The following is a 24301-nucleotide window of genomic DNA, read 5'->3' as shown; positions in this document are numbered from 1 at the left end:
AACACGTTGCGTCACTTCCGTGCTCAGGTTCGGAGAGAACGTGGAAACCGCGCCAGACGGCTGACGCGGTCTATGCCATAGCGGATTTCATCAGGCCGCAGCGGATGACTACGCAAGCATCTTGCCTGTCCGGCGCAGATTGTCGTGCCAGCCGAGCGCTTCCTCAATCAGATGCGGCGTTTGCCCGCCGCGCAGCAGCGCCCGCTTGTAATAGTCCGCCAGTACCTCACGATAATTCGGATGCGCGCAGTTGGCGATGATGATTTCCGCCCGTTCCCGCGGCGCCAGGCCGCGCAGATCGGCAAGGCCGATCTCCGTCACGAGGATATCGACATCGTGCTCGGTATGGTCGACATGGCTGACCATCGGCACGACGCGCGAAATCGCGCCGTCCCTGGCGAGCGACTTCGTCACGAAGATCGACATATAGGCGTTGCGGGCGAAATCGCCGGAGCCGCCGATACCGTTCATCATGTGCGTGCCACCGACATGGGTCGAGTTGACATTGCCGTAGATGTCGAGTTCCAGCGCCGTGTTGATGGCGATGATGCCGAGGCGGCGGATGACTTCGGGATGGTTGCTGATCTCCTGCGGGCGCAAAATCAGCCGCCGCTTGTAGCGCTCGATCGCGGAAAATACCCGCAAATGCTTCTCCGTCGAGAGTGTCATGGAGGACCCGGAGGCGAAATTCAGCTTGCCGGCATCCATGAGATCGAAGGTCGAATCCTGCAGCACCTCGGAATACATGGTGAGATCGTGGAAAGGCGTTGCGGTGAACCCCTGGAGCACCGCGTTGGCGATCGTGCCGATGCCTGCCTGGAGTGGCAAGAGGCGCTCCGTCAGCCGTCCATGGCGCACCTCGTTGAGCAGGAATTCGGTGAGATGACCGGCAATCGCATTCGTCTCCGCATCCGGCGCCTCCACCGTGGACGCGCTGTCGCTGCTCTGCGTGAGGACGATCGCCGCGATCTTTTCCGGCGGGATTGGAATGAAGGGCACGCCGATGCGGCTGTCCGGGGCCACGACCGGGATCGCCTCGCGGCTTGGCCGCCTGGTCGGGATATAGATATCGTGCAGCCCTTCGAGCGCTTCCGGCTGCGACAGGTTGATCTCGACGATCACCTTCGGCGCCAGGATGGCGAAACTCGCCGAATTGCCGACGGAGGTGGTCGGCACGATACCGCCGTCCTCGGTGATCGCTGTCGCCTCGATGACGGCGACGTCGACGGGTGCCAACTGGCCGCTGCGCAGGAACTCGACCGTTTCCGACAGATGCTGGTCGATGAACATCACCTCGCCGGCGTTGATCGCCTTGCGCATGACGGCATCGGACTGGAAAGGCATGCGGCGGGCAATGGCGTGGGCTTCGACAAGCGTCCTGTCGAGATTGTTGCCGAGCGATGCGCCGGTCATCAGCGTAATCTTCAGCGGATCGCGCTTTGCCCTTTCCGCCAATGCCAGCGGCACGGCCTTGGCCTCGCCGGCTCGTGTGAAGCCGCTCATGCCGACGGTCATGCCGTCGGTGATCAGCTTCGCGGCCTCGTCGGCATTGACGATGCGATCCCAGAGCGGCTTGCTGCGAAGACGATCCTTGAACATGGCCGGTCAGTCCTTAATGCGACAACAGGATGGGCAGTGTAATATTGGTCAGCACGGCCTCGGTTGCGCCGCCGAGCACGAATTCACGCAGGCGCGAATGGCCGAAGCCGCCCATGACGAGTAGATCGGCACGCCACTCGAAAGCCTTGGTCTGCAGGACTTCGCCAACCGGCTCGCTGCCTGCATGCGCTCGCACCGTTTCCGCCATCACCCCGCTCTTGAGCAGATTCTCGACAAGATGGTCGCCCGTATCGAATTTGACCGGCTTCTCGTCGATGACGGAGAGCAGGCAGACCTTGGACGCCCGCTCCAGGAAGGGCGAGGCATCATGGGCAGCACGCGCGGCGGCCCTGCTGCCGTCCCAGGCGATAGCAACGTGATCCAGCCTCCCGCCGAACGGCGCGGCGGGATAAAGGATGAGCGGCCTGCCGGAGGCAAACAGGACTGCCTCAACGATCGGGCGGGAGACACCCGCCGATTCCAGAAGCACGAGATCGTAGGCACGCGATGCTTCCGCAAGCGCTTCAGCGACGAAAGGCTCACCCGCCTTGATCTCGCGTAGACGCACATCGACGGAGGCGGCCTTCGCCTGATCGAGCGCCTTTTGGGTCAGTACCGAGGCGCGCTTGCGGCTCAGAGCCTCGGCATCCCGCGCCATCTTCGCGGCGTCGATGATCAGCGACGATAGCGCATTGGAAACATCGGGAATCGTGATCTCCACCGCACAGACGGTGAGTGTCGCCTGCATGTGGTGAGCAAGTGCGACCGCATTGGCGATCATGAACTCGGAAGTCATATCCGGATAGGTGAGGAGTGGAAGAAAGAGGTGTTGTTTCATTGGGAGACTCCGAACGGAAAATAATGAGACCAGATCCTCATCACTCTCGCATCCGTTCGAAGCCTCGCATTGACATGTCTCAATTCTCGGAGGCAGTCGTCACGGCGAGCACTCATGTCAGAAGAAAACCCGCAAGTCCGGCAAGAGCCGCAGCAGCGGTTGCAATCGCCAGACGAACCGCGTAGGCGAGGCTCCCCATGATTGCCGCCAGAACAGCTTTCGCGAGAAGATTGGCCAAAGCCGCGACCGCTATGGCACGGGCGGCCGCATCCGCTGAGAGCTGGATCGACGTCAGTTTCGCAACCGAAAGCGTGATCGCGTCGAGATCGCCCAATCCTGTCACGAAGGCGAGGACGGGCAGCGAACGTGTTCCGAAGACGACCAGGGTCGCCCGTGTCAGGATTATCACGACGGCAAGAACGAGAGCAAAACGCAGCGCGACCATGACCTCGAGCGGGTTTCGCGGCGAGAAGTCGGGACTGTCTTTCGGACGCCGCAGCGCTCCGACGAGGCCGCCACCGATAGCAAAGGCTGCAGCCGCCGGAGCGAGCAATGGCGCAAGCTCCCACAGAACCGCCGGCGCAATCACGCCGCAGATCAGAAGCGCCCGGGTGAGGGATACCGCTCCAGCCAGCATCGCCCCTGCCGAAAGCAGGGACGAGAGCGCAGGCACCTGGATTGACTGGCGGGCAAAGGAAAGTGTCAACGCCGTCGAGGAAACGATGCCGCCGCTTGCGCCGGTCATCAGGATTCCGGCACGTGCGCCGCTGATCTTGATCAGGACGTAACCGAAAAAAGAGACGGCGCCCACGAGGATCGTCATCATCCAGAGCTCGAAGGGATTGATCGCCTGCCAGGGATCGATCGGCTTGTCGGGCAGGATGGGCAAGATGACGACCGTCATCGTCAGCAGGATCAAGGCGGCCCTGAGTTCGAGCCAGGTCAGCCGCCGAAGAAACCCATGCAACGGTTCGCGCGCCGCCAGAAGCACCGTTATTGCAACGGCACTCGCTGCAGTCGTCGTCATGTCGGCAACCACGGCGCTGAAACCAAGCACGAAAACCGATATCGCGGCAATGGCAGCGGTCGCGCTGTAATCCTCGTCGCGCGCCGCCTGCATGGAGCTGAAAACGAGAATTGTGATGCAAAAGAACACAAAGACCGTCGTCGGCAGGATCGGTCCTGTTGCGGGCTGAAGGAAGCCGCATAGGCCGCCAAGGAAACTTGAAAGACCATAGGTGCGAATGCCTGCGACCCTTCCGCCCGGTGCCGCCTCGCGCTCCTGCCAGCCGCGCTCGATGCCGACGAGGATGCCAATCGCAAGCGCCAGGCTGAGGCGCTGGAATGCTTCCGTTGTCATCAGCAATGTCATCATTGGCTGGTCCAGTCGCCGCGGCCTGTTCTTCAGCGGCGCTCGGACGGTTTCGTGCCGTAAAGTGCCGATATGCCGAGGACGACGAGAAGAATGCCGCAGATCAATGCATTCCAAACAAAGGGCGGCTTTTCGGCGTCATGGAGCATCCATGGCGAAGCGATAAGCCAGATACCGATCAGGAGGTTAACCCATTCCTCCCATAAGCGGTAGGATGCGAGTGCCGTCGCGCCCAGGATGGCGACGGCAACTCCGCAGACCAGGAAATTCCAGGCCGCGGCCCCGAGAGGAACGGAATCCGGGCTGAAGCTTCCGAGTGCCCAGGGGGCGGCGATAAGCCATATCCCGACGACAAAGGCGGCGTGGTCTTGCCAGCGACGACGATCCATTTCTAGGTCTCCCTGCTCCTGCAAAGCTAATCACGACACGCGCCTCGGCTCATTGAGCTGGATCAACATCTCCCGTGAGGGGAACTCTCCAAAAGAGCGAAGAAGAACGGGCGCGAGCCGTCTTTGACAACCGTCAATGCCGGTTTGCCGCGACTTCGGGATCATGGCATCATGAAGATGAGGAACGGTTCATGAAAGCTATGATCCTTGAGGCAATCGGGATGCCCCTGCGTCCGGTCGACCGGCCAAATCCCCTGCCCGGAAAAGGACAATTGATGCTGAGGGTCGAAGCCTGCGCAGTGTGCAGGACCGACCTTCATGTCTGCGACGGCGATCTCAAGAACCCGAAGCTGCCGCTCGTTCCCGGCCATGAGATCGTCGGCATCGTCGAGGCTGTCGGGGAAGGAATAGCGCTGTCGCGCATGGGGCAAAGGGTCGGCGTGCCCTGGCTCGGTCATACATGCGGCGGCTGTTCGTTTTGCAGGAGCGGAGAGGAAAATCTTTGCGATGAGCCGCAATTTACCGGCTATACCCGCGACGGAGGCTTTGCCACCCATGTCGTTTCGGATGCCGACTACGCCTTTGTGCTCGACAGCCAGGCCGATCCCGTCGCCCTTGCCCCGCTCCTCTGTGCCGGCCTGATCGGCTGGCGTTCGCTGAAGAAGGCCGGCGACGGCAAGGGGATCGGGCTCTACGGGTTCGGCGCGGCTGCGCATATCATCGCGCAGATCTGTCGCTGGCAGGGCCGCGACGTCTATGCGTTCTCGCGCCCCGGCGATGTGGCGGCACAACGCTTCGCACTCGGTCTCGGCGCCGTCTGGGCTGGAGGCTCGGACGAGCGCCCACCCGTCGCGCTCGATGCGGCGATTATCTTTGCACCGGTCGGCGAACTCGTGCCGGCGGCGTTGAAGGTGGTGCGCAAGGGGGGCCGGGTCGTCTGTGGCGGTATCCACATGAGTGATCTGCCCGCAATGCCCTACGCCCTGATCTGGGGCGAGCGAAGCGTTGTTTCGGTTGCCAATCTGACGCGGAAAGACGCCGAGGAATTCTTCCCCGTCGCCCGCCAGGCAGGTGTGCGCACCCATACGAAAGCCTATCGGCTTGCAGATGCCAATGCGGCGCTCGACGATCTGCGGGCCGGCCGCCTGAGCGGAGCGGCTGTCCTGATACCTTGAAGGGCGCTGCTATCGCGGAGCAGCAGTCGCCGCATAGTCCGAATTCGCTCGATGCTTTCCGATCTGAAACAGGCGAGGAACTGCGCCGGAGAGAAGTCGCGTCGTACCTTCGACGAGCTCGGCCGGTCGCCTTGAGCGGGATCGAACCCCAGATCGATCAAGCGAAAGCACAAACGGATGCCGGAGATTCTGCGGATCCTCATATGCGAGAAGGCCAGGTGGTTACCCACCAAGCCTTCTCGGGTCCTTCGAATGCGGATGGTGGATTTTACGGCGACAATTCCTCCAGAACGCGCCCCTTGGTTTCGACCGCGAAGAGGGCCGTCACCAGGGCGCCGACCAGCAGGATTGCTGCGAAGGCGCCGAAGACATACTGGATGCCCATCGATGACATGACCCAGCCTACCGCGATAGGACCGGCAGACGACCCGAGACGCAGCCAGGCGCTACCTGTGCCCGTGCCAATGGCACGAAGGCGGGTCGGGTAGATCTCCGCCGAATAGAGGTAAAGCGAGAATGTTACGGTCTGGACGATGGCGTAGGCGAGACCGGCGAGGATGAGAACCTGGGTCGCCGACGTCGCACCCAGCCAGGCGAGGATGACGAGCGGGATCGGTGCGATCAAAAGGGCGCCTATATACCAGCGCTTACGGCCGACCTTGTCGATGAGCAGTGCGCAGATAACAGCCGCAATCACGCCACCGACCGAGGTGACAAAGCCGTAAAAAATACTGGTTTCAAGCGGCAGGTTGAACGTCTGGCGATAGAGGGTCGGAAGCCAGGTGATCGTGCCATTGGCGACCATATAGGCGCAGAACCACATGGCCCAGATCGACAGCGTGCGCTTCAGGTAAATGCCCTGGAAAAGCTCGCGCCAGTCGGATTTGCGCCGAGCAGGAGCGGCCACGACTTTCGGCTCCGGCAATTCCTTGCCGCCAGCACAGGCACTGTTCTCCAACCTGGTGACAATACGGTCAGCTTCCTCATAGCGGCCGTTGGCGACCAGCCAGCGGGGTGATTCATGAAGGAACCAGCGCAGGGGGATCATGAGGATTGCAGGGATCAGGCCGACGATAAACATCGCCTTCCAGCCGTAGACTGGGACCATGAAGTAGCCGATCAGGCCCGCGCCGACGAGGCCGAGCAGGAACATGACCTCATACAGCAGGAAAAAGCGGCCGCGCCCCTTCGAGCCGATCAGTTCGTTGATATAGGCACTGGCGACCGGAACTTCGCCGCCGGTCCCGATGCCTTGAACGAAGCGGAATGCCATCATCACGCCGGCGCCGGCTGCGAAGAGGCATGCAATGTCCATGCTGACGAATAACAGGATCGTAAATAGCAGCACTTTCAGGCGGCCGATCCGCTCAGCGAGCCAGCCAAAGCAAACTGCGCCGATCAATTGTCCGAGGTAACCCATCGACAGGATCATTCCCGTCTGACCCGGGGTCAAACCCCATTCGCGGACAAGAACCGGCATCGCATAGGCGATGGCGATTACGGTGTAACCGTCAAAGAATGTCGCGGCGCCGACGATGTTTCGGGCCCAGAACACCTCACGGGTCACTGGCAACCGTTCAAGGCGGGCGCCGATTTCTGCTTGCGGATCGACAACCGGTGACGGTCCGGTTATTCGCTGTTCCATATTCATGTTTTCCTCCCTGTGCCCGGCCCTCTCCCGGCCTGGCTTCGAACCTACACGTTGGATGGCTCACTTCGGGATCCTTTTGGGTACGGCCATGGATCCGGAAGGAACGGCTCTCTCGTCGGCGAGGTATCCACGGCGTAACAGACCGTGCGACTGCGGCGGCGCGTCACTCCCGGATACGACCGCAATTTTCCTCCCCTTAAGAAGACGCCCCCGTGTGAACGACGGGGGCGTTCTCAATCACTCCGCTGCGATTAACTGGTCGACCCGACCGATGCCCGCGGCCTCGAAGGCGGCGAAGATTTCGACCTCTGCCTTTTCGCCCAGATTCTTCAGCGGCTCGCGGATGGTGGCATGGTCAAGCACACCACGATGGACGAGGCCGAGTTTCAGGGCCACGGTTCCTTCCATATGGGAGCCACGGTGATAGACGGCACGGGTGACCGGAAGGAGACGTTCGAAGATCTGGCGGGCTTGCGGATAGTTTTGCGCCTTTCCTGCCTTGATCAGATCGATCAGCAGCTCCGGTGCAATATTGCCGTAGCCGACAAGCAGGCCGTCAACGTCGAACATGGTCGGCAGCAGCCATTCGTCGTGGCAGCTCAGGATCTGCAGGTTCGGGTTGGCCTTCTTGAGTTCCGGAATCTCGACGTACCAGCGCTTCATGTTGCGGACGCCGTTCTTGGTGGCAACGACCCCGTCCTGGGTCGCGATCGCAAGCTGCGTGTCGATATCGTAGGAAGCCTTGGTGGCATCCGGATACTGGAAAAGGATGCACTGCAGGCCTGATTCCTGCCAAATCGCCTTGTAGCGATCCTGCGGCGCGCCTTTTTGAAACCCGAAACGCAGCCAGCCGTGGTTCGGGTAGACCAGCGCACCGGTCGCACCGGCAGCCTTGCACTTCTTGGCTTCTTCCGCGGCGACCCTGGTGCCCTCACCGGTAATACCTGCGATGATGGGAAGTTGACCATTGACCGCTTCAACATAGGTGCGGATGAGCTTCAGGCGCTCTTCCTCGGTCAGGAAAGTACCTTCGCCAGCATGGCCAAGAATGACGAGGCTCTTCACGCCGTCCATGCCGGCAAGCCACTTGGCGATACGGGCATTGGCCGCGTAATCGACCTCTCCGTCGCGGGTGAATGCGGTGACGGGTGCCGGGCTGAGGCCTCTCAAATCCATTGCTTGCATCGGGGTATCTCCTCCTAGATAGCCGCTGTCCGCCTATGCGATCAGCGATGGGATCGTTAATGGGAACGTTCCCACTATCGTTTCCGATTTTGCTGGAGTCAACATTTTTTTTATTGCATGCTTGAGGCCTCAATCGCGAGAACGCTGCAGATGGAAAAAAGTGAAATGGATTCAAAGGCAGAAGAAGGCAACCGCCAGACACGGGTGACCATCCTGGATGTTGCGTCGGCTGCCGGTGTTTCGAAATCCACCGTATCCCGCATCCTCGATGAGCGGCTTCCCCGCTCCGACAACGAAACGTCGCGCCGTGTTCGCAAGATCGCGGAAGACATGGGTTATGTCCGAGATGTCTCAGCTGCGAGCCTGAGACGCGGCAACACGATGACAGTCGGTGTGATTGTTCCCCGGCTAACCGATACGGTCATGGCGATGCTCTACGAGGCCCTGGCAAAGGCGTGCAGCAAAAGCGGTCGCTTTGCCATTGTCGCAACGACCGATGACAAGCCCAAAGCCGATCGACTTGCCGCCGAGTCACTTCTAAAGCGTGGCGTTGACGGACTGATTCTCTCAACCGCCCGCGAGGACGATGACTTCCCTGATGAGCTGGTGGCCCGGGGCGTGCCTCTTGTCCTGGCTCTGCGGACCGACGGACGGAGCCTTTCTTCGATTGGCGACGACCGGCTGGGTGGTTATCTGGCGACACGCCACCTCCTGGATCTTGGTCACCGTCGTATCGGCGTGATCGCCGGTCCCTCATACGCCTCCAGCGCGCTCGGACGCGTCGAAGGCTACAGACAGGCACTGGAAGAGGCAGGGGTTTTGCTCCGTCCGGACTACATTGTTCCGTCGACCTTCGGGATCGACACTGGGGCAGATGCTGCCGAGCAGCTCATGCGCTTGGAAGATCGTCCTACGGCGATTTTTGCCGTGAACGACAACACGGCGATCGGCGCTCTTTCCGGTCTTTCGCGCCTTGGGATTTCCGTACCCAACGATGTTTCGGTCGTTGGATATAACGATATTCCTATCGTCAGCCATCTTCCAACCCCGCTGACGACACTGCGCGTCCCCTTTGAACAGATTGCATCAAACGCGTTGGATCTGCTCACAAGTGGCGCTGTTTCGGCAGAGGACCGGATCCGCGTTTCGGCGCCGACCCTCATACCCCGAAAGTCCTCCGCCAAGCCCCCCGCTTCCATTGCAACGCGATGAAGTCGCTGATCGGCCGGCAGTTCCAGTGCTACGTTTAGGAGCCGCCCCGAACGAACCGGTTCCTCGTTTTCTCAAGCAGCTCAGCCGTTGGGGGAACGGGAGCCAGCATCTGCCATTGTCAAAGGTGACTGCGTTACTCTTGTTTTTCCTCGGGCAAGTGGGTTATACCGCCCGCGCCCTTAGAATTCCCATGTTGGGGTTCGAAGAACAGGAAGTTTTCATGAAAGTTTTCAAGTCCCTTACGGTTCCCGGACTGCTCGCCGTACTCGGCCTGATCGCGACGCCGGCATTGTCCGCGCCGACCACGTATCCGCTGACGCTCGACAATTGCGGCGCGAAGGTCACCATCGCCAGGGCTCCGGCGCGAGCCATCGGACTTGGCCAGAACAGCGCGGAGATCATGTTGCTTCTCGGTCTGGAAGACAAAATGGCCGGCACCGCATTCTGGCCGAGCAAGGTTCTGCCGCAGCTCGCCGAAGCCAATGCGAAGGTCAAGCTTCTGTCTGTCGAGTTTCCGACCTTCGAGTCGATTCTGGCGCAGAACCCGGATTTCGTGGCAGCGGCCTTGCCAAGCCTGATCGGACCGACGAGCAAGGTCGCCAAGCGCGAGGACTTCGACAAGGTTGGCATACCAAGCTACATTTCGCCCAGTACCTGCCTCAGCACCGAAAAGGTCAAGGACCAGTATGGCAGCCGCGACCGGCTCTGGAACATGGATATGCTGTACAAGGAGATCGACGAGCTTTCGCAGATTTTTGATGTCGCCGATCGTGGCCAGGCACTGATCGCCGACTTCAAGAAGCGTGAAGCGACATTGCGCGCCAGCGCATCCAAGGAGGGCAAGCAGCTTTCCTATGTCTTTTGGTTCTCCAGTCAGTCACGTTCCGCAGACGCCTATCTCGGGGGCAAGAACGCCGCATCCGGCTTCATCGCCGATCTCCTCGGCGGCAAGAATGCCATCACCGCGGAAGCCGAATGGCCGACGCTCGGGTGGGAAAGCATCATAGCCGCCAATCCGGATATCATCGTCATGGCCAATCTCGACCGCAACCGCTGGGAACTCGACAAGCCGGAGGCCAAGATCAAGTTCTTAAACAGCGACCCGGCCGTCAGCCAGATGCCGGCGGTGAAAAACAAGGCAATCGTCGTCATGGACGGCCAGGCCATGAACCCGACGATCCGCACCATCTACGGTGCGGAACAGGTGGCCGAACAACTGAAAGCGCTCGGCCTGATCAAGTGACCGCCTCGAACCGCTCCCTCCAGCAGGCTGCCCCTTTCGGCGCCCTCCTGCTGGCTTCCCTTGTGGCGGTCGGCCTGGTCGTCGGCATCAGTGTCGGGATCGGCGACCTGCCGATCCCGCTTACCACGACCTTTGCCGCCGTCACGAACAGGCTGGGATGGACGGCGGTGGAACTCAACCGCATCCACGAGACCGTGATCTGGGATTATCGTCTCAGCCGCGCGCTCGTGGCCGCTTTCTGCGGCGCGGGACTGGCTCTGTCGGGTGCGATCATGCAATCGCTGCTTCGTAACCCGCTCGCCGAACCCTATGTGCTTGGTATCTCCGCCGGCGCGTCCACCGGCGCGGTCGCCATCGTCATTCTCGGCGTTGGTGCAGGTGCGGTTTCGTTGTCGGCCGGGGCTTTTGCCGGTGCATTTGCGGCATTCTTTTTCGTGGCGCTGCTGTCCAACGGTACGCGTGGCGGCGCTGACCGGACAATTCTCGCAGGTGTTGCCGCTTCGCAGCTCTTCAACGCTGCCACATCCTACGTGGTCACGACTTCCGGCAATGCGCAGCAGGCTCGCGACGTCATGTTCTGGCTGCTCGGCAGCTTCGGCGGCGTGCGCTGGCCGGAGTTCATGCTGGTTTCCGGCGTCGTCGGCTTCGGGCTTGTCGTCTGCCTGTTCTATGCCAGGGTTCTGGATGCTTTTGCCTTCGGTGACGAAGCGGCCGCATCTCTCGGTGTCAACGTCGGCAGGGTCCGCATCGTGCTGTTTGCGCTTACCGCAATGATGACGGCCACGATCGTCAGCATGGTTGGCTCGATCGGCTTTGTCGGTCTTGTCGTGCCGCATGCGGCGCGCTTCGTCGTCGGTCCGCTTCATATCCGGCTTCTCCCAGCCTGCGCCATTGTCGGCGCAATCTTCATGGTGCTTGCCGACATTACCTCGCGCGCGCTCATCCCGCAGCAGGTCCTGCCGATCGGGGTCGTCACAGCGCTGGTTGGCGTTCCCTTCTTCTCCGTCATTCTCTACCGGTTCCAGCGCGCATCATGAGCATCAAAGCCGAAAACCTCGTCTGGAAAATTGGCAGGAAGACCATAATTGATGGCGTCTCCTTCGAAGCGCCACCGGGAAAGATGCTCGGCCTTCTTGGCCCGAACGGTTCCGGCAAGACTTCGCTGCTGCGGCTTCTGGCCGGCCTGAAGCGACCCAATTCCGGGCGCATCTCGCTCGATTTGAAGGACATAGGGACCATCGGACGTCGCACGATCGCGCAGCGCGTCGCCTTCGTCGAACAGAATTCGACAACAAACGCCGATCTAAAGGTCGTGGATGTCGTCAAGCTCGGACGCTTTCCGCACCGTTCGATGTTTTCCGGCTGGACGCTCGCCGACGATCAGGCGGTTGAGGAAGCGTTGAAGCGGGCCGGCATGACCGGCAAGCGACATGATCGCTGGCAGAGCCTGTCCGGTGGGGAGAAGCAGCGCGCCCATATCGCAAGAGCTCTGGCGCAGTCGCCGAAAGAACTGATCCTCGACGAGCCGACCAACCATCTCGATATCAAGCACCAGATCAGCCTCATGCGGCTCGTCTCCAGTCTGCCGGTCACCAGCATCATTGCACTGCACGACCTCAACCATGCGGCCATGTTTTGCGACGAGCTAATCGTTATGCAAAGCGGGAAGATCGTTGCGTCCGGCACACCGGCCGAAGTAGTGACCGAAGAAGTCCTCAGGGACGTTTTCTCGGTGGATGCGCGCGTCGAAGCCTCACCCTATCACGCCCGGCCGCACATCCACTATCTCCGCTGACGACGCGGCGTCGCTGAAGCACGTGCGGCTCCGCCAGCCTGCGGGACCGATCACCTCGCCTCGTTTCACGTATCATCTCCGATTTCAGCTCGCGCAGAGCTTCTTCAACGCATTCTCCACGCCCTTGCGAAGGGCCGCCGAAATCTCCGGTTCGAGTGCCGTGACAACGTCACCGAACTCACCACCGGCCCCGACGATCTCGATCGAACTTCCGTTCATGACACAGGTGGCAAGATTGGCCTGCAGATGAATTCGAGCCTTTGCCGAAAAGCCACCCTGGAGGGGGGCATCGTCCGACGTCCTGCAGGCGAGCGTGCCGAGTGCCCTTGCCTCGGCCAGATCTCCGTCAACCCGGATTTCAAGGGTATCGATCCTAACGAAGTCGAGCTTGTCGATGCCCAGTTCGACCTTCACGCCCAGAACCGATTGCCTGACCTTCAGAGGCTTGCAGGGCTGAGCGGCCTCGATCGCTCGTTCGAGAACATTGGCGGCGAATGCCGGCGAACCCAAAGATGATGCGGCAACGATGATCACGCTGAACGCCACGCACCTCAGATGGCGCCAACCGTTCCGGCATGCCGTGACCCGACGCTTCATGTCGCCGGTCGATCCGGCCAGGCCAGATCCCGTCTTCGAACGAATTTCAAAATGATCGACACGCATACTCTTCCTCAAGTCGAAGTGTGTCTGGCGACATCAGAATACAACGTCTCTATGCAAAGGAAAGAATGTTGCATCAGGTCGTCCCCTGCGACGTCTTCCTGGATGGATCGAGCACTTGTCAACGGAGGCAAGTCGCCATTCGGCCAGATCATCGGGATCTGACGCTCCCCGCAGGCAAAGTGCTGGCGGGCAGAGCAATGCCGCGGGGTTCCGGCACTGTCTCCGCCCGTCCTCGACCAGCGAGGCCGGTCGATCTCCTTGGCGCCCGTAAACCTCCGCGGAACCCTAGGCTGGCCCTTCCGTCAATGCGTCATTGCAGGCTTTGGCTTCCTTTCCGTCCACTGCGGCGGAGCGCCGTACTTCGAAGCGAGCACGCCAAGCAGTCCGGGTGCGCGGCCGAACGCATCACAGGCTGCATATTTCGGCTTTCCGCCGAGCCAGGAGCGAGCGCGCTGCCTCGACGGAAGCGAAAGGTTCAGTCCCTTCGGTTCCTTTCCGGCGATCAGCACCTGTGAGAAATCGCCGGCAAATTTCGTTGCGAGACCATACGCGTCCCCGACTTCGGAAACGCGGGGATTGTCCTGAATGGAGTTTGCGCCACGCGCCCATAGCATTGCGGCATTTTGCATTCCCGTGGCGTCGATAGCTTCGGCTTCGATCGCCAGGCCGCCTAGGCCGAAGGGGAGGCGCGGTATGCTCACAGGCAGGGCAAAGCCCGAACCAACGCTGACGACGGTCGCGACCCCGGCAACTGCCTTGTTGGTCGGAACGATGTCGGCGACAACCGAGCGAACGGTCAGATCCGCCGGCTGGCCAGCCGGGACCATCTGGTATTTGTCACTCAGTGCCACGCACAGCGCCCGGTCGAGAGCTTTGGAAACCAGAGACCGGTCGGCCTCGGACTTTATCTTGGACGCGGCACTGAAGGAAAAGACCGTCGGGACGATAGCGACGGTCTTTACCCGTGCCAGCTGCTGCCCGTCGACATAAAGCCGTTTCTTGGCGAGCGTCCCCTTCGACGGACCGAGGTTCCCGTAGGAGGCAAGCGTTCCCGCTTCCTTGAGCGGCACGGCAGCGCATCCGGAAACGGTTGCCGTTATCAGCAAGGCAATAAACCCCAGGAGCGCTGCCCTGGATGGCTGGTTGAAAAGCGGCTGGTTGAAAAATCGACGACGTGAATGCGAATTGCTGGGCATGTATCTCGTTGGCCTCCGGTCATGACGATGACCGGACATTCGGAGCGAACAATTGCCACACAATTACATGGCCAGCCGTTCGCAGCATCTTAGAGCTGGATCGACACCTTCGTTCCCGACGGAGCGCTTTCGATGCCGACCGCCATGGTTTTCGGCGATCTGCTTTACAAGGCTAAGCCTCGAACCCGCGCCCCGGCTCGTCGGAACCACTCGGTATTCTCGACCTTGATGATGGATGCGCGATCATTCTGCCCATCGATGATGGTTTGCTCTTTCGGGATCTCGCCCGAGACCTTGTAACGCTCCATGGGATTAGAACGCTACTTGATGGCGGGCTGTTAAGATTCGCCCCCAACTCCCCGAGAGCCATTGAGTGGTTTCCTGCTGAAGGGATCCCATTCCGCGGGATCAGCAAATACGCACCCAGCAACGGCAAGATGAAACGCCCGATGGCTTGGAGCCAATGAGCGAGCCGGTAATTGCTGCCGGATCTCGAACTGGGCACCGCGCGCAAGATCGCGACTTAGCCTGTGCGACCGATCTTGGGCTGCCCTCATGCGCTCGTGGAAATGACGTGGCGTGACACCCTGCTCCGGCGTGATCCCTATGGACGACGCCAACCTACCAGCGTTGCCGTCCTAAGATCGCCTTGTCGGCCGCTGACGGGCGCCTGTCAATTGCAACCGATATGCCCTCAAGCTCGCGCCTCAGAGCTGGCTCCGCGTTCAAACAACGGACTTTCTCATGACCTTCAGCCGCCAGTAATCCGACATCTGTGGTGACGGGGATTTCTGCCCGCTGTTTCGCCTGTTCCTCTCGATGCTCGCTGACATCGATGCCGCTCGAAATCCGCGGACAGACCGTAGTCCGCCAGGGTAGCCGCAAGACGTGGCGCATGGGCTTCAGCCGTTTGACGCACAAGGTTCGAGCGACGCAGCCATTTTCGGCCCCCTGTCGCCAAGATGGCCCGTGCGCACCTCGCCGCTGATCGCCGCGCCGCTCGGCGCACCCTTGATCTGATCGACCGATGCCGAGACCGCTTAGCTGTTGCCGAACACAAGCCGCGACAGGTTTTCGATTTCGGCACACTTGTCGCCCACAGCATTGGCGTAGAGTTCGACGAACAGGTTGAGCGCATCCGCCTGACGCCGGAAGATCGTGCGTCCCCGAGGTGAATTCTCCTCCCTGTCGGCATCGCGCCGTTGCACAAGCAGAAAATTTACATCCTCGGCGGCACGCGTTCTCACTGCGGCGATGCGATCTTCCGGGGCGTTGCGCTTTTCCACACGGCCAAGCATATAGTTCCAATTGTCGGCAAAGCGCTGGAGCTCAGAACGGGTCATCGGACAATGATTGCTCCGCTTCCAGGGTCTGCTAGCAATGGGAGTTTGGACTCTCGATAAGAACCGCCGTCCTGCCGGCCCCACACCCCGATAAGGTCTTCGACCGCATCAGAGACTGCGATACGGATGCTTTGCTGCGGCTCGATGAGATCGCGCCGGCGCAGCACCTCAGCCGCTTGGGCGTCCGTGTCCTCGAGTTCATAGACGCTGGGTGCGACGATCGCACGCGCCTGGTTGAGGATCTCGATCGCGATCTCGGCGCGGGCGAGCGCGTCGCAAGAGGTTTCCTGGTCTGCCATATGCTTTTCCTTCCGCTTCTCCAAAATGACTATCGGGTGAGACCGCGAGCGCGATCGATGGCGCGCCGCTGGCGTTCTGAAACGATCTCCTGGCTACTCTGCGCCCGTACCGTCTGCTGCAGGACCTGCAAGCGTTCCTGCATCGCCTCGAAGGCGCGGCGCTGTGCCGGAGATACGCGATTGGCAACATCTTTCTCGCCGCGCAGGATCGCGTTCCTGCCGAAACGCTCGTCGAGCGCCCGGCTGACGGCGGCGAACTCCTCACGGATGCGCGGATCGAGTGAGCCGGCGGTAACGTCGACTTTCGCGACCCTGTCTTTCTGCCTCTTCATTTTCATGTCGGTCACCAGTTGTCCGAGCGCAGCCTCCGCCGGTGGTGACAGACCGGGAATGGCAACCGCCATACGCCGCCGCTCCTCGGTGACGGCCAGGGTCTCGGTGTCGAGGGCAGTGATCCAGGACGCGCCGAGCGAGCGCACGCGGCCGACCGCTTCCGGCACCGCCAGCAGTGCCTCCTTCCGTTCCCTTCCGGCGGCAAGCATCTTATCCATGATGCGATCGGAGCCCCGCAGGGCGCCATAGGCAGCGGGTTCGTTGCCGACAGCCGCAGCGATCCGCTCGCCAGCAAAACCCTTGACGACGAGTTCCTCAATCGTTGCGACAGCGCCGGCGGGATCGCGCCAGATTGAGGTCGCAGTCTCGGCGAGCGCGGAGCGATGATGACGATAGTGCGCGGCATCGGCTGCGCGGGTCCGGGCCTCCTCTTCCACCGGCGTTTTGAACTCGGTCACGGCGGCGAACATCGGCAACACAGGTGCGGTCTCCTTTCCGGCTTCGACGCTGGCGCCGGCAACGATCTTCGAGCGATCCTGCCGTTCGGCCAAATACTGTTCCTCCGCAAAGCGCCTGACGACGGTGAACAGGCGGGTGAGCTTGTTGCGGCGCTCGGGAACAAGATCTTCCGGCATGCGCTCGGCCATGTTGCGCTCGGCAACAGCATCGGCCTTCACAGTGAAGGCGCTCCAGCCGAAACGTGCCGTCAAGGCATCGTTGAGGGCCTTGACCTCCTGGACCAGCAGGCGATCCTCGACGGCATAGGTGAAAGCCGTCTTGTAGGCGTCATCCCCGCCCCGGTCCCGGATTGCCTCGATTTCGACAAGGCGCGCCATTGCCGGCTTCGACAATGCCGGGATCGACAAGGACATATGGGCGCGGCGTTGCTCCTCGCGGACGCCGAAGCGCTCGGCCTGCCGACGAAACTCGGTGGCGTGGGCGCGGGCGAGTGGCAGCAATTCCGACAGAACAGCTGTGGCCGCGTTGCGCTCGTCACGAGCAGCACAGCCATCGACCACAAGGTCGGAACCGCGGAGACGCCCGAGCCTGTCTGGCGCGGCCTTAAGATCGTCGGCGAGCCTGCGCGGCTCAATCTGCACCTCGGACGCAAGCGCGTTCAGGCGGACAAGCGCACCGTCGGGATCGCGATAGATCTTCTGCAGGACCGGTCGGAGGATTGCGTCCCGTTCCTTCCAACGATCCGAACCGAGCTGCGCCCGGCGCGCATCCTCGTCAACGCTGCGGGCGAACATGGTGGTGGGCGGGATCAGATACTTTCCGCTGCCCGGAATTTCGGCTGCAAGGGTTTCGCTCTGGACCTCGTTATAGGAAACGCGCCGCTCTCGCTCGATCGCGAAGCCAAGCGCCACGCTCGCCCGCTCCCAAAGCCTCGCCACCTGCTCGCGCTTTTGCGCAATCCACACCAGCCGCCGGGAAACGCCCTCCTCCATTCCGGCCGCAGCCTGAGCGAGATTGTCGATCCCCCGCCGCCGCGCGAAATCCTGCGCGTGTGCGCGGTAACCTTCCTCGCTCTCGAAATCGAGCGTCGTCGTCTTGGCGCCGGAACGCGACAGGCGCTCCACAAGCTGTTTGAACAATTGCGGTCGATGGCTTTCCCGCTCGATGCGCTGCTGGCGAAGCTCCACGGATTCAACCTGCCTGGCCGTCCAGACATTGCGATCAACCGTCCGTTCCTCGAACCTCTTTTCTCCCGTTTTCTCGTCGATGACAGGCACGGTTACCGTGACCCGTTCGACGCCGTCCTTGCGCAGGGTCACCGTATCGCCCTCCGAGACAACCCCATCCTCCAGCGCCTTCGGCAGGCTCACGCCCCAGAGACGATGTACTGCTCCATCATCAGTCTTCACCTCAGCATAGGGGCTTTCGTCAGCATCCTCATCATTGGGCCGGAACTTGGCGAGCCCGGTTTCCACGAGTTCACCAGTGACGCCGGCGGTATGATCGACCCGAGGCTTGCGGCCCCATTCCGGCTTCGCCTCGAAGTCCTCCTTCGCCGCATAGAGGTCGGCGCGATCGCGATGGCGGGTCATCGACACATAGGTCAGATGCTGATCCATCATGCCGGTCGCGAGCACGAAGGTCCGGTCGACGGTAGCCCCTTGAGACTTGTGGATGGTCGCCGCATAGCCGTGGTCGACATTGCGATAGCTGTCCTCGCTGATGACGACATCGCGGCCATTATCGAGACGCACGGAGAGCAATGCGTCGCCGCGTTTGTCGCCGGTGGCAACGACCGTGCCGAGCATGCCGTTCTTCACATATTGCGGACCGAGGCGCCTTGCGCGCGGTTCAACGAAGCGGGCATTCTCAAGAAAGATGATCCGGTCGCCGGCAGCGAACTCCCGCGCGCCGCGTTCCGTCTGGAAAGAGTGGTTGTCCCCCAGCGCACCCTCTCCCGTCATCACCGACCGCAGCGCCTCGTTCAGCCGCTTCACGTCATCATTGGTGTGGGCGAGCACGAGAAGCTCATCACCGCGAAGACGTCCATCATTGCCTGTCACGGCTGACTTCTGGACCGCCTGCCGACGCGCCTCCGTCCAGTCGCAGACAATCCGCCCCATGATTTCATCTCGCGTCGCTGCCTCGACAAGATGGCCGTGCTGCGCATAGGCATCGAGACCCTTCTCGACCTCGCCGCGGGCAAAGAGCCGTGACGCATCGCGCGCCCATTGCTGGCGCTGGCGGCGCACGCCGGCAAGTTCCGCAAAGCCGATCCGCTCGGTGATCGCCCGGAACGCCGCACCCGCCTGGATCGGCTGAAGCTGCATCGCGTCGCCGACCAGGACGACTTTCGCGTGGGCGTCTTCGGCGATTTTCAGCACGCGGGCCATCTGCTGCGACGACACCATGCCGGCCTCGTCGATGACCAGCACATTGCCGCGTTCGAGCAAATCGCGGCCGCCGGCCCATGCCAGCTCCCAGGACGCCAGTGTCCGGGACTTGATGCCGGAACTGTCTTCCAGCCCCTCGGCCGCTTTCCCGGCCAGTGCTGCGCCGATCACCCGGCCGCCGTCGCTCTCCCAGGCGACACGGGCTGCGGCAAGCAGGGTCGACTTGCCGGCGCCGGCGAGACCGACGACGGCCGCGATAGCATTGTCGTTGGTGACATGCCTGATAGCATCGACCTGCTCGGGATCGAGGCGGAGGGGTCTCTGCGGATCCTGTGTCTCTACTTTTTCAACCGCCGCAGCAACTGCATCATCGGACACAGAGAAGCCGTGCCGCCGCGATAGAACGCGTGCCGACTGCGCCATGTCATATTCGATCCGCAGGATGTCCCGCGTGGTGAACACTGCCGGCTCCGATATCTTCCCACTCTCGGCTTCGATCTGCTGCGGCTTCAAAAGCACCAGATCGTCCGAGGCCATGAGCCGTGCGCGGATATTGGCGAAGTCCACGGGACCATCGACATAGCGATGCAGTGCCTTGGCGATATCACGCTCATCGAAGGTGGAGCGTTCATTGGAAAGCTGCTTCAGCAGAAGCTCCGGATCGGCCAACAGGCGGTCGGCCATATCCTGCCGGCGCGCGAGATCGGCAGGGGCGAAATACATCTCGATCCCCTTGCGGGCGAGCGCCGCCTTCTCCGGCCCCAGGTGTTTCTGCGCGATCCCGTCGAGGCCCTGTTCGGCATAGGAGCGGCCGTCGAGAAGGATCTCATGGCCGGCAAGCGCCAGATGGCGATTGGCTGTCTCCGCCCAGGCGATTTTCCACCCCTTCATGGTTTCCTTGTCACCGGCCCATAGCTTGTAGACGATCTTGCCATTCGGGCGATCCGGCGTGACGACCCGCAATGGTTCGCCATCCTCGTTTACCACCGCCACCTTCTTCGGTCCGAACCCCTGCTCCTTCAGAGGCCTCAGTGTCGTCATCAGATGGATGTGAGGATTGCCGTCCTTGTCATGGAACACCCAGTCGGCAACCATGCCCTTCGAAGCCAGATTGCCCTGGACGAATTCCTGCACCAGGGCGATGTTCTCCGCCCGCGTCAGCTCTTCCGGCAGGGCAACGATCAGCTCCCGGGCAAGCTGTGCGTCGGCGCGCGTCTCGAAAGCATCGACAGCATTCCAGAGCGCCTCGCTGGCGCCGGCAACGGATTTTCCGTCGATCGCGATTTTGAGCCAGGCCGGAATATCCCCCGGCAGCGCCAGTTCCTCATGCACCAGCTCCGTTGCCCCGCCCCTATAGCTGTGGGAGGTGCCCGCCTGCTCGTCCATCATCCGGGTGCGATGGCGATAGGCGGCCGCCGAGACGATACTGCGTCCCGCTCCCCTGCTGATTACCTGCGCTCTGACGAACATGATCGCCACTGCCGTGTCTCCACATCGTCCAAGCACGTCGCGGCAGCGACGTATATTGCGCCCTCAAACCGATCGGACCGCAGGGCCGATGCCGCTTTTCCGGAACACGGCCACGGCTAAGACTTCCGGCTGCGACGTTTTGGGTTGATGCAAAATAGTCTATTTAACTATCGTATTATAGTTAGTATAATCGGCGTGTTGAAGTTATTTTTGTTGAAAGGAAAAATCGCCAATGGCCGTAAAATCATCGATTTTCGATCTCGATACCCAGATAGAGAAGCTCCGAGAACGCAGACGTTTTATGATAGTTAAATCCGCCGAGCGCTTTGCCAGAGCCGCCACAAAGTCGGGGCTAGCGGAGATGGAGATCGCAGACGAGGAGGTGGATCGGATCTTCGAAGAGATCGCCGCGCGATTTCGAAAAGAGGAGAAGAAAGGGGCCGGTGGCGCTCCTGCTCCGACGCGTCGACCAGCAAATGGTAGCGCTGGATCGCCGTCGGAGGTTTCAGATGACCGCTGACCGCAAACGGGAGGCGCGGGAAAAGTTCCTGCTCGGCGGCATCGTCGTCAAAGCGGGCCTGTCAAAGGCCGACCGGGCGTTCGTGCTCGGTGGCCTGCTCGAACTGGCGAGAGTGGCAACGGGCTCGCCGGAGCATCGGCGGCTGCGCGATATCGGCGCAGAGGCGTTCGGGGCCTCCTCGTTGAAGAGTGATGTCGCACCTACCGAGGAGATGGCGGAATGGCATTGAAGGGAAGATTGCATCCGAGCCTGTTGCTCGTGCTTGTGCCGATCGCTGTTACCGCGATCACCGTCTACATCGTCGGCTGGCGATGGTCGGGACTGGCTGCCGGCATGTCGGGCAAGACCGAATACTGGTTTCTGCGTGCGGCGCCGATGCCGGCGCTATCGTTTGGGCCACTCGCCGGGCTGTTGACGGTTTGGGCCTTGCCAATGCACCGCCGCCGGCCGATCGCCATGGTGAGCCTGCTGTGCTTTTTGGCTGTGGTTGGCTTCTACAGCCTCAGAGAGTATGGGCGGCTAGCTCCGTCGGTCGAACGTGGTGTCGTCACCTGGGACTATGCTCTTTCCTATCTCGACATGGTCGTCGTGATTGGTGCGTTATGTGGTTTCATGGCGGTCGCGGTATCGGCCCGCATTTCCACCGTCGTTTCCGAACAGGTCAAACGGGCGCGGTGTGCGACCTTTGGCGACGCGGACTGGCTTTCAATGTCAGCGGCGGGCAAACTCTTTCCTGCCGATGGCGAGATCGTCATCGGCGAGCGCTATCGCGTCGACAAGGAAATCGTCCATGAGCTGCCCTTCGATCCGAACGATAGTTCGACCTGGGGGCAAGGCGGCAAGGCGCCCCTTCTTACCTACGGGCAGGATTTCGATTCCACCCATATGCTCTTCTTTGCCGGATCGGGCGGATACAAGACCACCAGCAACGTTGTGCCGACGGCGCTACGCTATACCGGACCGCTGATCTGCCTCGACCCTTCGACAGAGGTCGCGCCAATGGTGGTCGAACATCGCACCCGCGTGTTCGGCCGCGAGGTCATGGTGCTCGATCCGACGAACCCGATCATGGGGTTTAACGTGCTCGACGGGATCGAGACATCGAAACAGAAAGAAGAAGATATCGTCGGCGTCGCCCATATGCTGCTGTCCGAGAGCGTGCGCTTCGAAAGCTCGACCGGCTCCTACTTCCAGAGCCAGGCGCACAATCTTCTGACAGGGCTGCTTGCCCATGTGATGCTGTCACCGGAATATGCCGGAAGGCGAAACCTGCGCAGCCTGCGCCAGATCGTTTCCGAGCCCGAGCCTTCGGTGCTGGCGATGCTGCGCGACATTCAGGAGAATTCCGGCTCGGCCTTTATCCGCGAAACCTTGGGTGTGTTCACCAACATGACTGAACAGACGTTCTCCGGCGTCTATTCGACCGCGTCGAAGGATACGCAATGGCTCTCGCTCGACAGCTATGCGGCATTGGTCTGCGGCAATGCCTTCAAGTCCAGCGACATCGTCAGCGGGAGGAAGGACGTCTTTCTCAATATCCCGGCATCAATCCTGCGATCCTATCCGGGCATCGGCCGGGTGATTATCGGCGCGCTGATCAATGCGATGATTCAGGCCGATGGCGCGTTCAGGCGTCGGGCGCTCTTCATGCTCGATGAAGTCGATCTGCTCGGCTACATGCGCGTTCTGGAGGAGGCGCGCGACCGCGGCCGCAAGTACGGGATATCGATGATGCTCATGTACCAGTCGGTCGGGCAGCTGGAGCGGCATTTCGGGAAGGACGGCGCCACGTCATGGATCGACGGCTGCGCCTTCACCTCCTATGCGGCGATCAAGGCGCTCGACACCGCCCGCAACGTGTCGGCGCAGTGCGGCGAGATGACAGTGGAGGTGAAGGGCAGTTCCCGCAACATCGGCTGGGATACGAAGAACAGCGCATCGCGCAAGTCGGAGAATGTCAATTTCCAGCGACGGCCGCTGATCATGCCCCATGAGATCACCCAGTCGATGCGCAAGGACGAGCAGATCATTATCGTCCAGGGCCACAGCCCGATCCGCTGCGGACGGGCGATCTACTTCCGGCGAAAAGACATGAATGCGGCGGCGAAGACCAACCGCTTCGTCAAGCTCAACCCGTGAGGCTCAGGACTGTTCGGCGAGATCGTATTCGGCCTCGGTCGGCCATTTTGTGGCCTTCATCAATTCAAGTGCCGCGTCGATCGCCTTGCGCGCTTCGAGAAGGTTGCTATGGCGGCCTGAAGGATCGGCGTAGATGCCGAAGCCGTTCACGATGCGGCCGTTGAAGCCATACTGCAAAACGTCCAAGGCTTTGCTCGCGTGCTCCTGGATTGCCGTTGTTGCGGCTGCGGCTTTCTCGATTACAGACATAAATGTGATCTCCTGGGGCGTTGGTCCTGCTTATTCCTCGACAGAGAACGTAACCGGCGAATACGCCAAAAGCGAGCGATGCGGCGAGGCTATCGATCGGATCGGCGATAGCGCTCGAACGGATCCTCAGCGCCGGACGGCGTGATCCAGTCGACAAAGAGCGTATAGCCGAGGGCAAGAGCGACGAAGCCCAATCCCATCAGACCAAATGCCCAGAACGGGCTGCCGCGGGCAGCTTCGGGATGCGCGAATACCACGATCGACAGCGGAACCAGCACGATCGCCGCCGGCACCATCATCCCGGTGAACGACCGAAACATGCAGAGCACGTAAAAGGCCAGATACCAGATGCTGTAAAAGAGCGCACCGACAATGCCGCGCAGGATGACAAAGGGCAATCGCGCCAAAAACCAGAGAAGGCAGGCGAACGGGTTTACATCCGAAGCCCGGTTGGCGACGTTGCTGGACGGCGGTTCCGTAGTCATCGGTGCATCCTCGCTACCAAACCGGAGCCGATCGGTTCGCTTCTAATCGCGTTTAACTATCTCGCTTGCGTGAGTCCAATCGGCGCTGGCATATAAAACAAGGATTGGGACATCGATGCGGTGGCTCGGCCCCTTGCGAAAGGGATCGTGACCAGAGGCGGAGCCCGCGTAGCGGGCTACGGGAGCGGCGCGCAAGCGACGCGAGTAGAGCCCGACGCCGCAGGCGGTTCGCCCGAAAGGTGGTCCGACCGGATTACCAATCGATCACAGAAATGAATCGCTGCGGCGCAACG

General features: G+C 61.2%; 21 protein-coding genes. 8 read left to right on the top strand and 13 right to left on the bottom strand.

Annotated elements, in window-relative coordinates; genetic code table 11:
• Positions 1-108: 108 nt before the first annotated feature.
• The 4 genes from PMI11_RS27140 to PMI11_RS27125 form a co-directional block, all read right to left on the bottom strand.
• On the bottom strand, positions 109-1599 hold the full coding sequence (locus PMI11_RS27140; protein ID WP_007823692.1) for an acetyl-CoA hydrolase/transferase family protein: 1491 nt from the start codon (positions 1597-1599) through the stop codon (positions 109-111).
• Positions 1600-1612: 13 nt separating this feature from the next.
• Positions 1613-2437 (bottom strand): universal stress protein, encoded by an 825-nt coding sequence (locus tag PMI11_RS27135; protein WP_007823691.1) that lies wholly within the window; start codon positions 2435-2437, stop codon positions 1613-1615.
• Positions 2438-2549: 112 nt separating this feature from the next.
• Positions 2550-3812, bottom strand: a complete 1263-nt coding sequence (locus tag PMI11_RS27130) for an MgtC/SapB family protein (RefSeq protein ID WP_007823690.1) — start codon at positions 3810-3812, stop codon at positions 2550-2552.
• Positions 3813-3841: 29 nt separating this feature from the next.
• A complete protein-coding gene (locus tag PMI11_RS27125) occupies positions 3842-4198 on the bottom strand; it encodes an SPW repeat protein (RefSeq protein WP_007823685.1) in 357 nt (118 codons plus the stop codon).
• Between the two features lie 191 nt (positions 4199-4389).
• On the opposite strand from PMI11_RS27125, the gene PMI11_RS27120 reads away from it, so the two are divergent.
• Positions 4390-5373 (top strand): zinc-dependent alcohol dehydrogenase family protein, encoded by a 984-nt coding sequence (locus PMI11_RS27120; RefSeq protein ID WP_007823683.1) that lies wholly within the window; start codon positions 4390-4392, stop codon positions 5371-5373.
• Between the two features lie 268 nt (positions 5374-5641).
• Here the strand turns inward: PMI11_RS27120 and PMI11_RS27115 are convergent, their stop codons facing one another.
• Together PMI11_RS27115 and PMI11_RS27110 are read right to left on the bottom strand one after the other, a co-directional pair.
• The gene (locus PMI11_RS27115) at positions 5642-7024 is read right to left on the bottom strand and encodes an MFS transporter (RefSeq protein WP_007823682.1); all 1383 of its coding nucleotides are present in this window, start codon (positions 7022-7024) and stop codon (positions 5642-5644) included.
• Positions 7025-7261: 237 nt separating this feature from the next.
• A complete protein-coding gene (locus tag PMI11_RS27110; RefSeq protein WP_007823681.1) occupies positions 7262-8209 on the bottom strand; it encodes a dihydrodipicolinate synthase family protein in 948 nt (315 codons plus the stop codon).
• A gap of 165 nt (positions 8210-8374) precedes the next feature.
• On the opposite strand from PMI11_RS27110, the gene PMI11_RS27105 reads away from it, so the two are divergent.
• The 4 genes from PMI11_RS27105 to PMI11_RS27090 all read left to right on the top strand — a co-directional run bounded on the left by PMI11_RS27105 (position 8375) and on the right by PMI11_RS27090 (position 12459).
• Positions 8375-9421, top strand: a complete 1047-nt coding sequence (locus PMI11_RS27105; protein WP_037072288.1) for a LacI family DNA-binding transcriptional regulator — start codon at positions 8375-8377, stop codon at positions 9419-9421.
• A gap of 220 nt (positions 9422-9641) precedes the next feature.
• Complete coding sequence (locus PMI11_RS27100) at positions 9642-10664, top strand: ABC transporter substrate-binding protein (protein ID WP_007823679.1); 1023 nt, start codon at positions 9642-9644, stop codon at positions 10662-10664.
• The gene (locus tag PMI11_RS27095) at positions 10661-11701 is read left to right on the top strand and encodes a FecCD family ABC transporter permease (RefSeq protein WP_007823678.1); all 1041 of its coding nucleotides are present in this window, start codon (positions 10661-10663) and stop codon (positions 11699-11701) included. Before PMI11_RS27100 ends, PMI11_RS27095 begins: the two co-directional genes overlap by 4 nt.
• A complete protein-coding gene (locus PMI11_RS27090; protein WP_007823677.1) occupies positions 11698-12459 on the top strand; it encodes an ABC transporter ATP-binding protein in 762 nt (253 codons plus the stop codon). Before PMI11_RS27095 ends, PMI11_RS27090 begins: the two co-directional genes overlap by 4 nt.
• 84 nt (positions 12460-12543) lie before the next feature.
• Here PMI11_RS27090 and PMI11_RS27085 read toward each other — a convergent pair whose 3' ends face one another.
• The 5 genes from PMI11_RS27085 to traA all read right to left on the bottom strand — a co-directional run bounded on the left by PMI11_RS27085 (position 12544) and on the right by traA (position 20624).
• On the bottom strand, positions 12544-12993 hold the full coding sequence (locus PMI11_RS27085; protein WP_037072314.1) for a hypothetical protein: 450 nt from the start codon (positions 12991-12993) through the stop codon (positions 12544-12546).
• Between the two features lie 431 nt (positions 12994-13424).
• Positions 13425-14318, bottom strand: a complete 894-nt coding sequence (locus tag PMI11_RS27080; protein WP_007823674.1) for a DUF3313 domain-containing protein — start codon at positions 14316-14318, stop codon at positions 13425-13427.
• Positions 14319-15358: 1040 nt separating this feature from the next.
• Positions 15359-15661 carry a hypothetical protein gene (locus PMI11_RS27075; protein WP_007823672.1) on the bottom strand — a complete coding sequence of 101 codons (303 nt, stop codon included), beginning with the start codon at positions 15659-15661 and terminating at the stop codon, positions 15359-15361.
• On the bottom strand, positions 15658-15960 hold the full coding sequence (locus PMI11_RS27070; protein ID WP_007823670.1) for a hypothetical protein: 303 nt from the start codon (positions 15958-15960) through the stop codon (positions 15658-15660). Before PMI11_RS27070 ends, PMI11_RS27075 begins: the two co-directional genes overlap by 4 nt.
• Before the next feature lie 29 nt (positions 15961-15989).
• Positions 15990-20624, bottom strand: coding sequence for a Ti-type conjugative transfer relaxase TraA (traA, locus tag PMI11_RS27065; RefSeq protein ID WP_007823667.1), 4635 nt, complete (start codon positions 20622-20624; stop codon positions 15990-15992).
• A gap of 223 nt (positions 20625-20847) precedes the next feature.
• Here traA and PMI11_RS27060 point away from each other — a divergent pair, with 223 nt between their 5' ends.
• The 3 genes from PMI11_RS27060 to traG are packed head-to-tail and all read left to right on the top strand — an operon-like array spanning position 20848 to position 23274.
• Positions 20848-21135, top strand: coding sequence for a TraC family protein (locus PMI11_RS27060; protein WP_037072285.1), 288 nt, complete (start codon positions 20848-20850; stop codon positions 21133-21135).
• A complete protein-coding gene (locus PMI11_RS27055) occupies positions 21125-21364 on the top strand; it encodes a conjugal transfer protein TraD (protein ID WP_007823664.1) in 240 nt (79 codons plus the stop codon). Before PMI11_RS27060 ends, PMI11_RS27055 begins: the two co-directional genes overlap by 11 nt.
• Positions 21355-23274, top strand: coding sequence for a Ti-type conjugative transfer system protein TraG (traG, locus tag PMI11_RS27050; RefSeq protein ID WP_007823663.1), 1920 nt, complete (start codon positions 21355-21357; stop codon positions 23272-23274). The genes PMI11_RS27055 and traG overlap by 10 nt, the downstream gene beginning before the upstream one ends.
• Positions 23275-23277: 3 nt before the next feature.
• On the opposite strand, the gene PMI11_RS27045 is transcribed toward traG, so the two are convergent.
• Together PMI11_RS27045 and PMI11_RS38235 are read right to left on the bottom strand one after the other, a co-directional pair.
• On the bottom strand, positions 23278-23523 hold the full coding sequence (locus PMI11_RS27045) for a hypothetical protein (protein WP_007823661.1): 246 nt from the start codon (positions 23521-23523) through the stop codon (positions 23278-23280).
• Positions 23524-23612: 89 nt separating this feature from the next.
• Positions 23613-24008, bottom strand: a complete 396-nt coding sequence (locus PMI11_RS38235) for a hypothetical protein (RefSeq protein ID WP_007823659.1) — start codon at positions 24006-24008, stop codon at positions 23613-23615.
• Positions 24009-24301: the final 293 nt, after the last annotated feature.

It is taken from the genome of Rhizobium sp. CF142 (assembly GCF_000281145.1).
In the GTDB taxonomy this organism is placed as follows: Bacteria; Pseudomonadota; Alphaproteobacteria; order Rhizobiales; family Rhizobiaceae; genus Rhizobium.
This window is presented reverse-complemented; position numbering and strand designations above follow the sequence as displayed.

Coding starts and splice junctions, on each gene's coding strand:
- PMI11_RS27140 (WP_007823692.1), bottom strand. CDS start 1,599: ATGTTCAAGGATCGTCTTCGCAGCAAGCCGCTCTGGGATCGCATCGTC.
- PMI11_RS27135 (WP_007823691.1), bottom strand. CDS start 2,437: ATGAAACAACACCTCTTTCTTCCACTCCTCACCTATCCGGATATGACT.
- PMI11_RS27130 (WP_007823690.1), bottom strand. CDS start 3,812: ATGATGACATTGCTGATGACAACGGAAGCATTCCAGCGCCTCAGCCTG.
- PMI11_RS27125 (WP_007823685.1), bottom strand. CDS start 4,198: ATGGATCGTCGTCGCTGGCAAGACCACGCCGCCTTTGTCGTCGGGATA.
- PMI11_RS27120 (WP_007823683.1), top strand. CDS start 4,390: ATGAAAGCTATGATCCTTGAGGCAATCGGGATGCCCCTGCGTCCGGTC.
- PMI11_RS27115 (WP_007823682.1), bottom strand. CDS start 7,024: ATGAATATGGAACAGCGAATAACCGGACCGTCACCGGTTGTCGATCCG.
- PMI11_RS27110 (WP_007823681.1), bottom strand. CDS start 8,209: ATGCAAGCAATGGATTTGAGAGGCCTCAGCCCGGCACCCGTCACCGCA.
- PMI11_RS27105 (WP_037072288.1), top strand. CDS start 8,375: ATGGATTCAAAGGCAGAAGAAGGCAACCGCCAGACACGGGTGACCATC.
- PMI11_RS27100 (WP_007823679.1), top strand. CDS start 9,642: ATGAAAGTTTTCAAGTCCCTTACGGTTCCCGGACTGCTCGCCGTACTC.
- PMI11_RS27090 (WP_007823677.1), top strand. CDS start 11,698: ATGAGCATCAAAGCCGAAAACCTCGTCTGGAAAATTGGCAGGAAGACC.
- PMI11_RS27080 (WP_007823674.1), bottom strand. CDS start 14,318: ATGCCCAGCAATTCGCATTCACGTCGTCGATTTTTCAACCAGCCGCTT.
- PMI11_RS27075 (WP_007823672.1), bottom strand. CDS start 15,661: ATGACCCGTTCTGAGCTCCAGCGCTTTGCCGACAATTGGAACTATATG.
- PMI11_RS27070 (WP_007823670.1), bottom strand. CDS start 15,960: ATGGCAGACCAGGAAACCTCTTGCGACGCGCTCGCCCGCGCCGAGATC.
- PMI11_RS27060 (WP_037072285.1), top strand. CDS start 20,848: ATGGCCGTAAAATCATCGATTTTCGATCTCGATACCCAGATAGAGAAG.
- PMI11_RS27055 (WP_007823664.1), top strand. CDS start 21,125: ATGACCGCTGACCGCAAACGGGAGGCGCGGGAAAAGTTCCTGCTCGGC.
- traG (WP_007823663.1), top strand. CDS start 21,355: ATGGCATTGAAGGGAAGATTGCATCCGAGCCTGTTGCTCGTGCTTGTG.
- PMI11_RS27045 (WP_007823661.1), bottom strand. CDS start 23,523: ATGTCTGTAATCGAGAAAGCCGCAGCCGCAACAACGGCAATCCAGGAG.
- PMI11_RS38235 (WP_007823659.1), bottom strand. CDS start 24,008: ATGACTACGGAACCGCCGTCCAGCAACGTCGCCAACCGGGCTTCGGAT.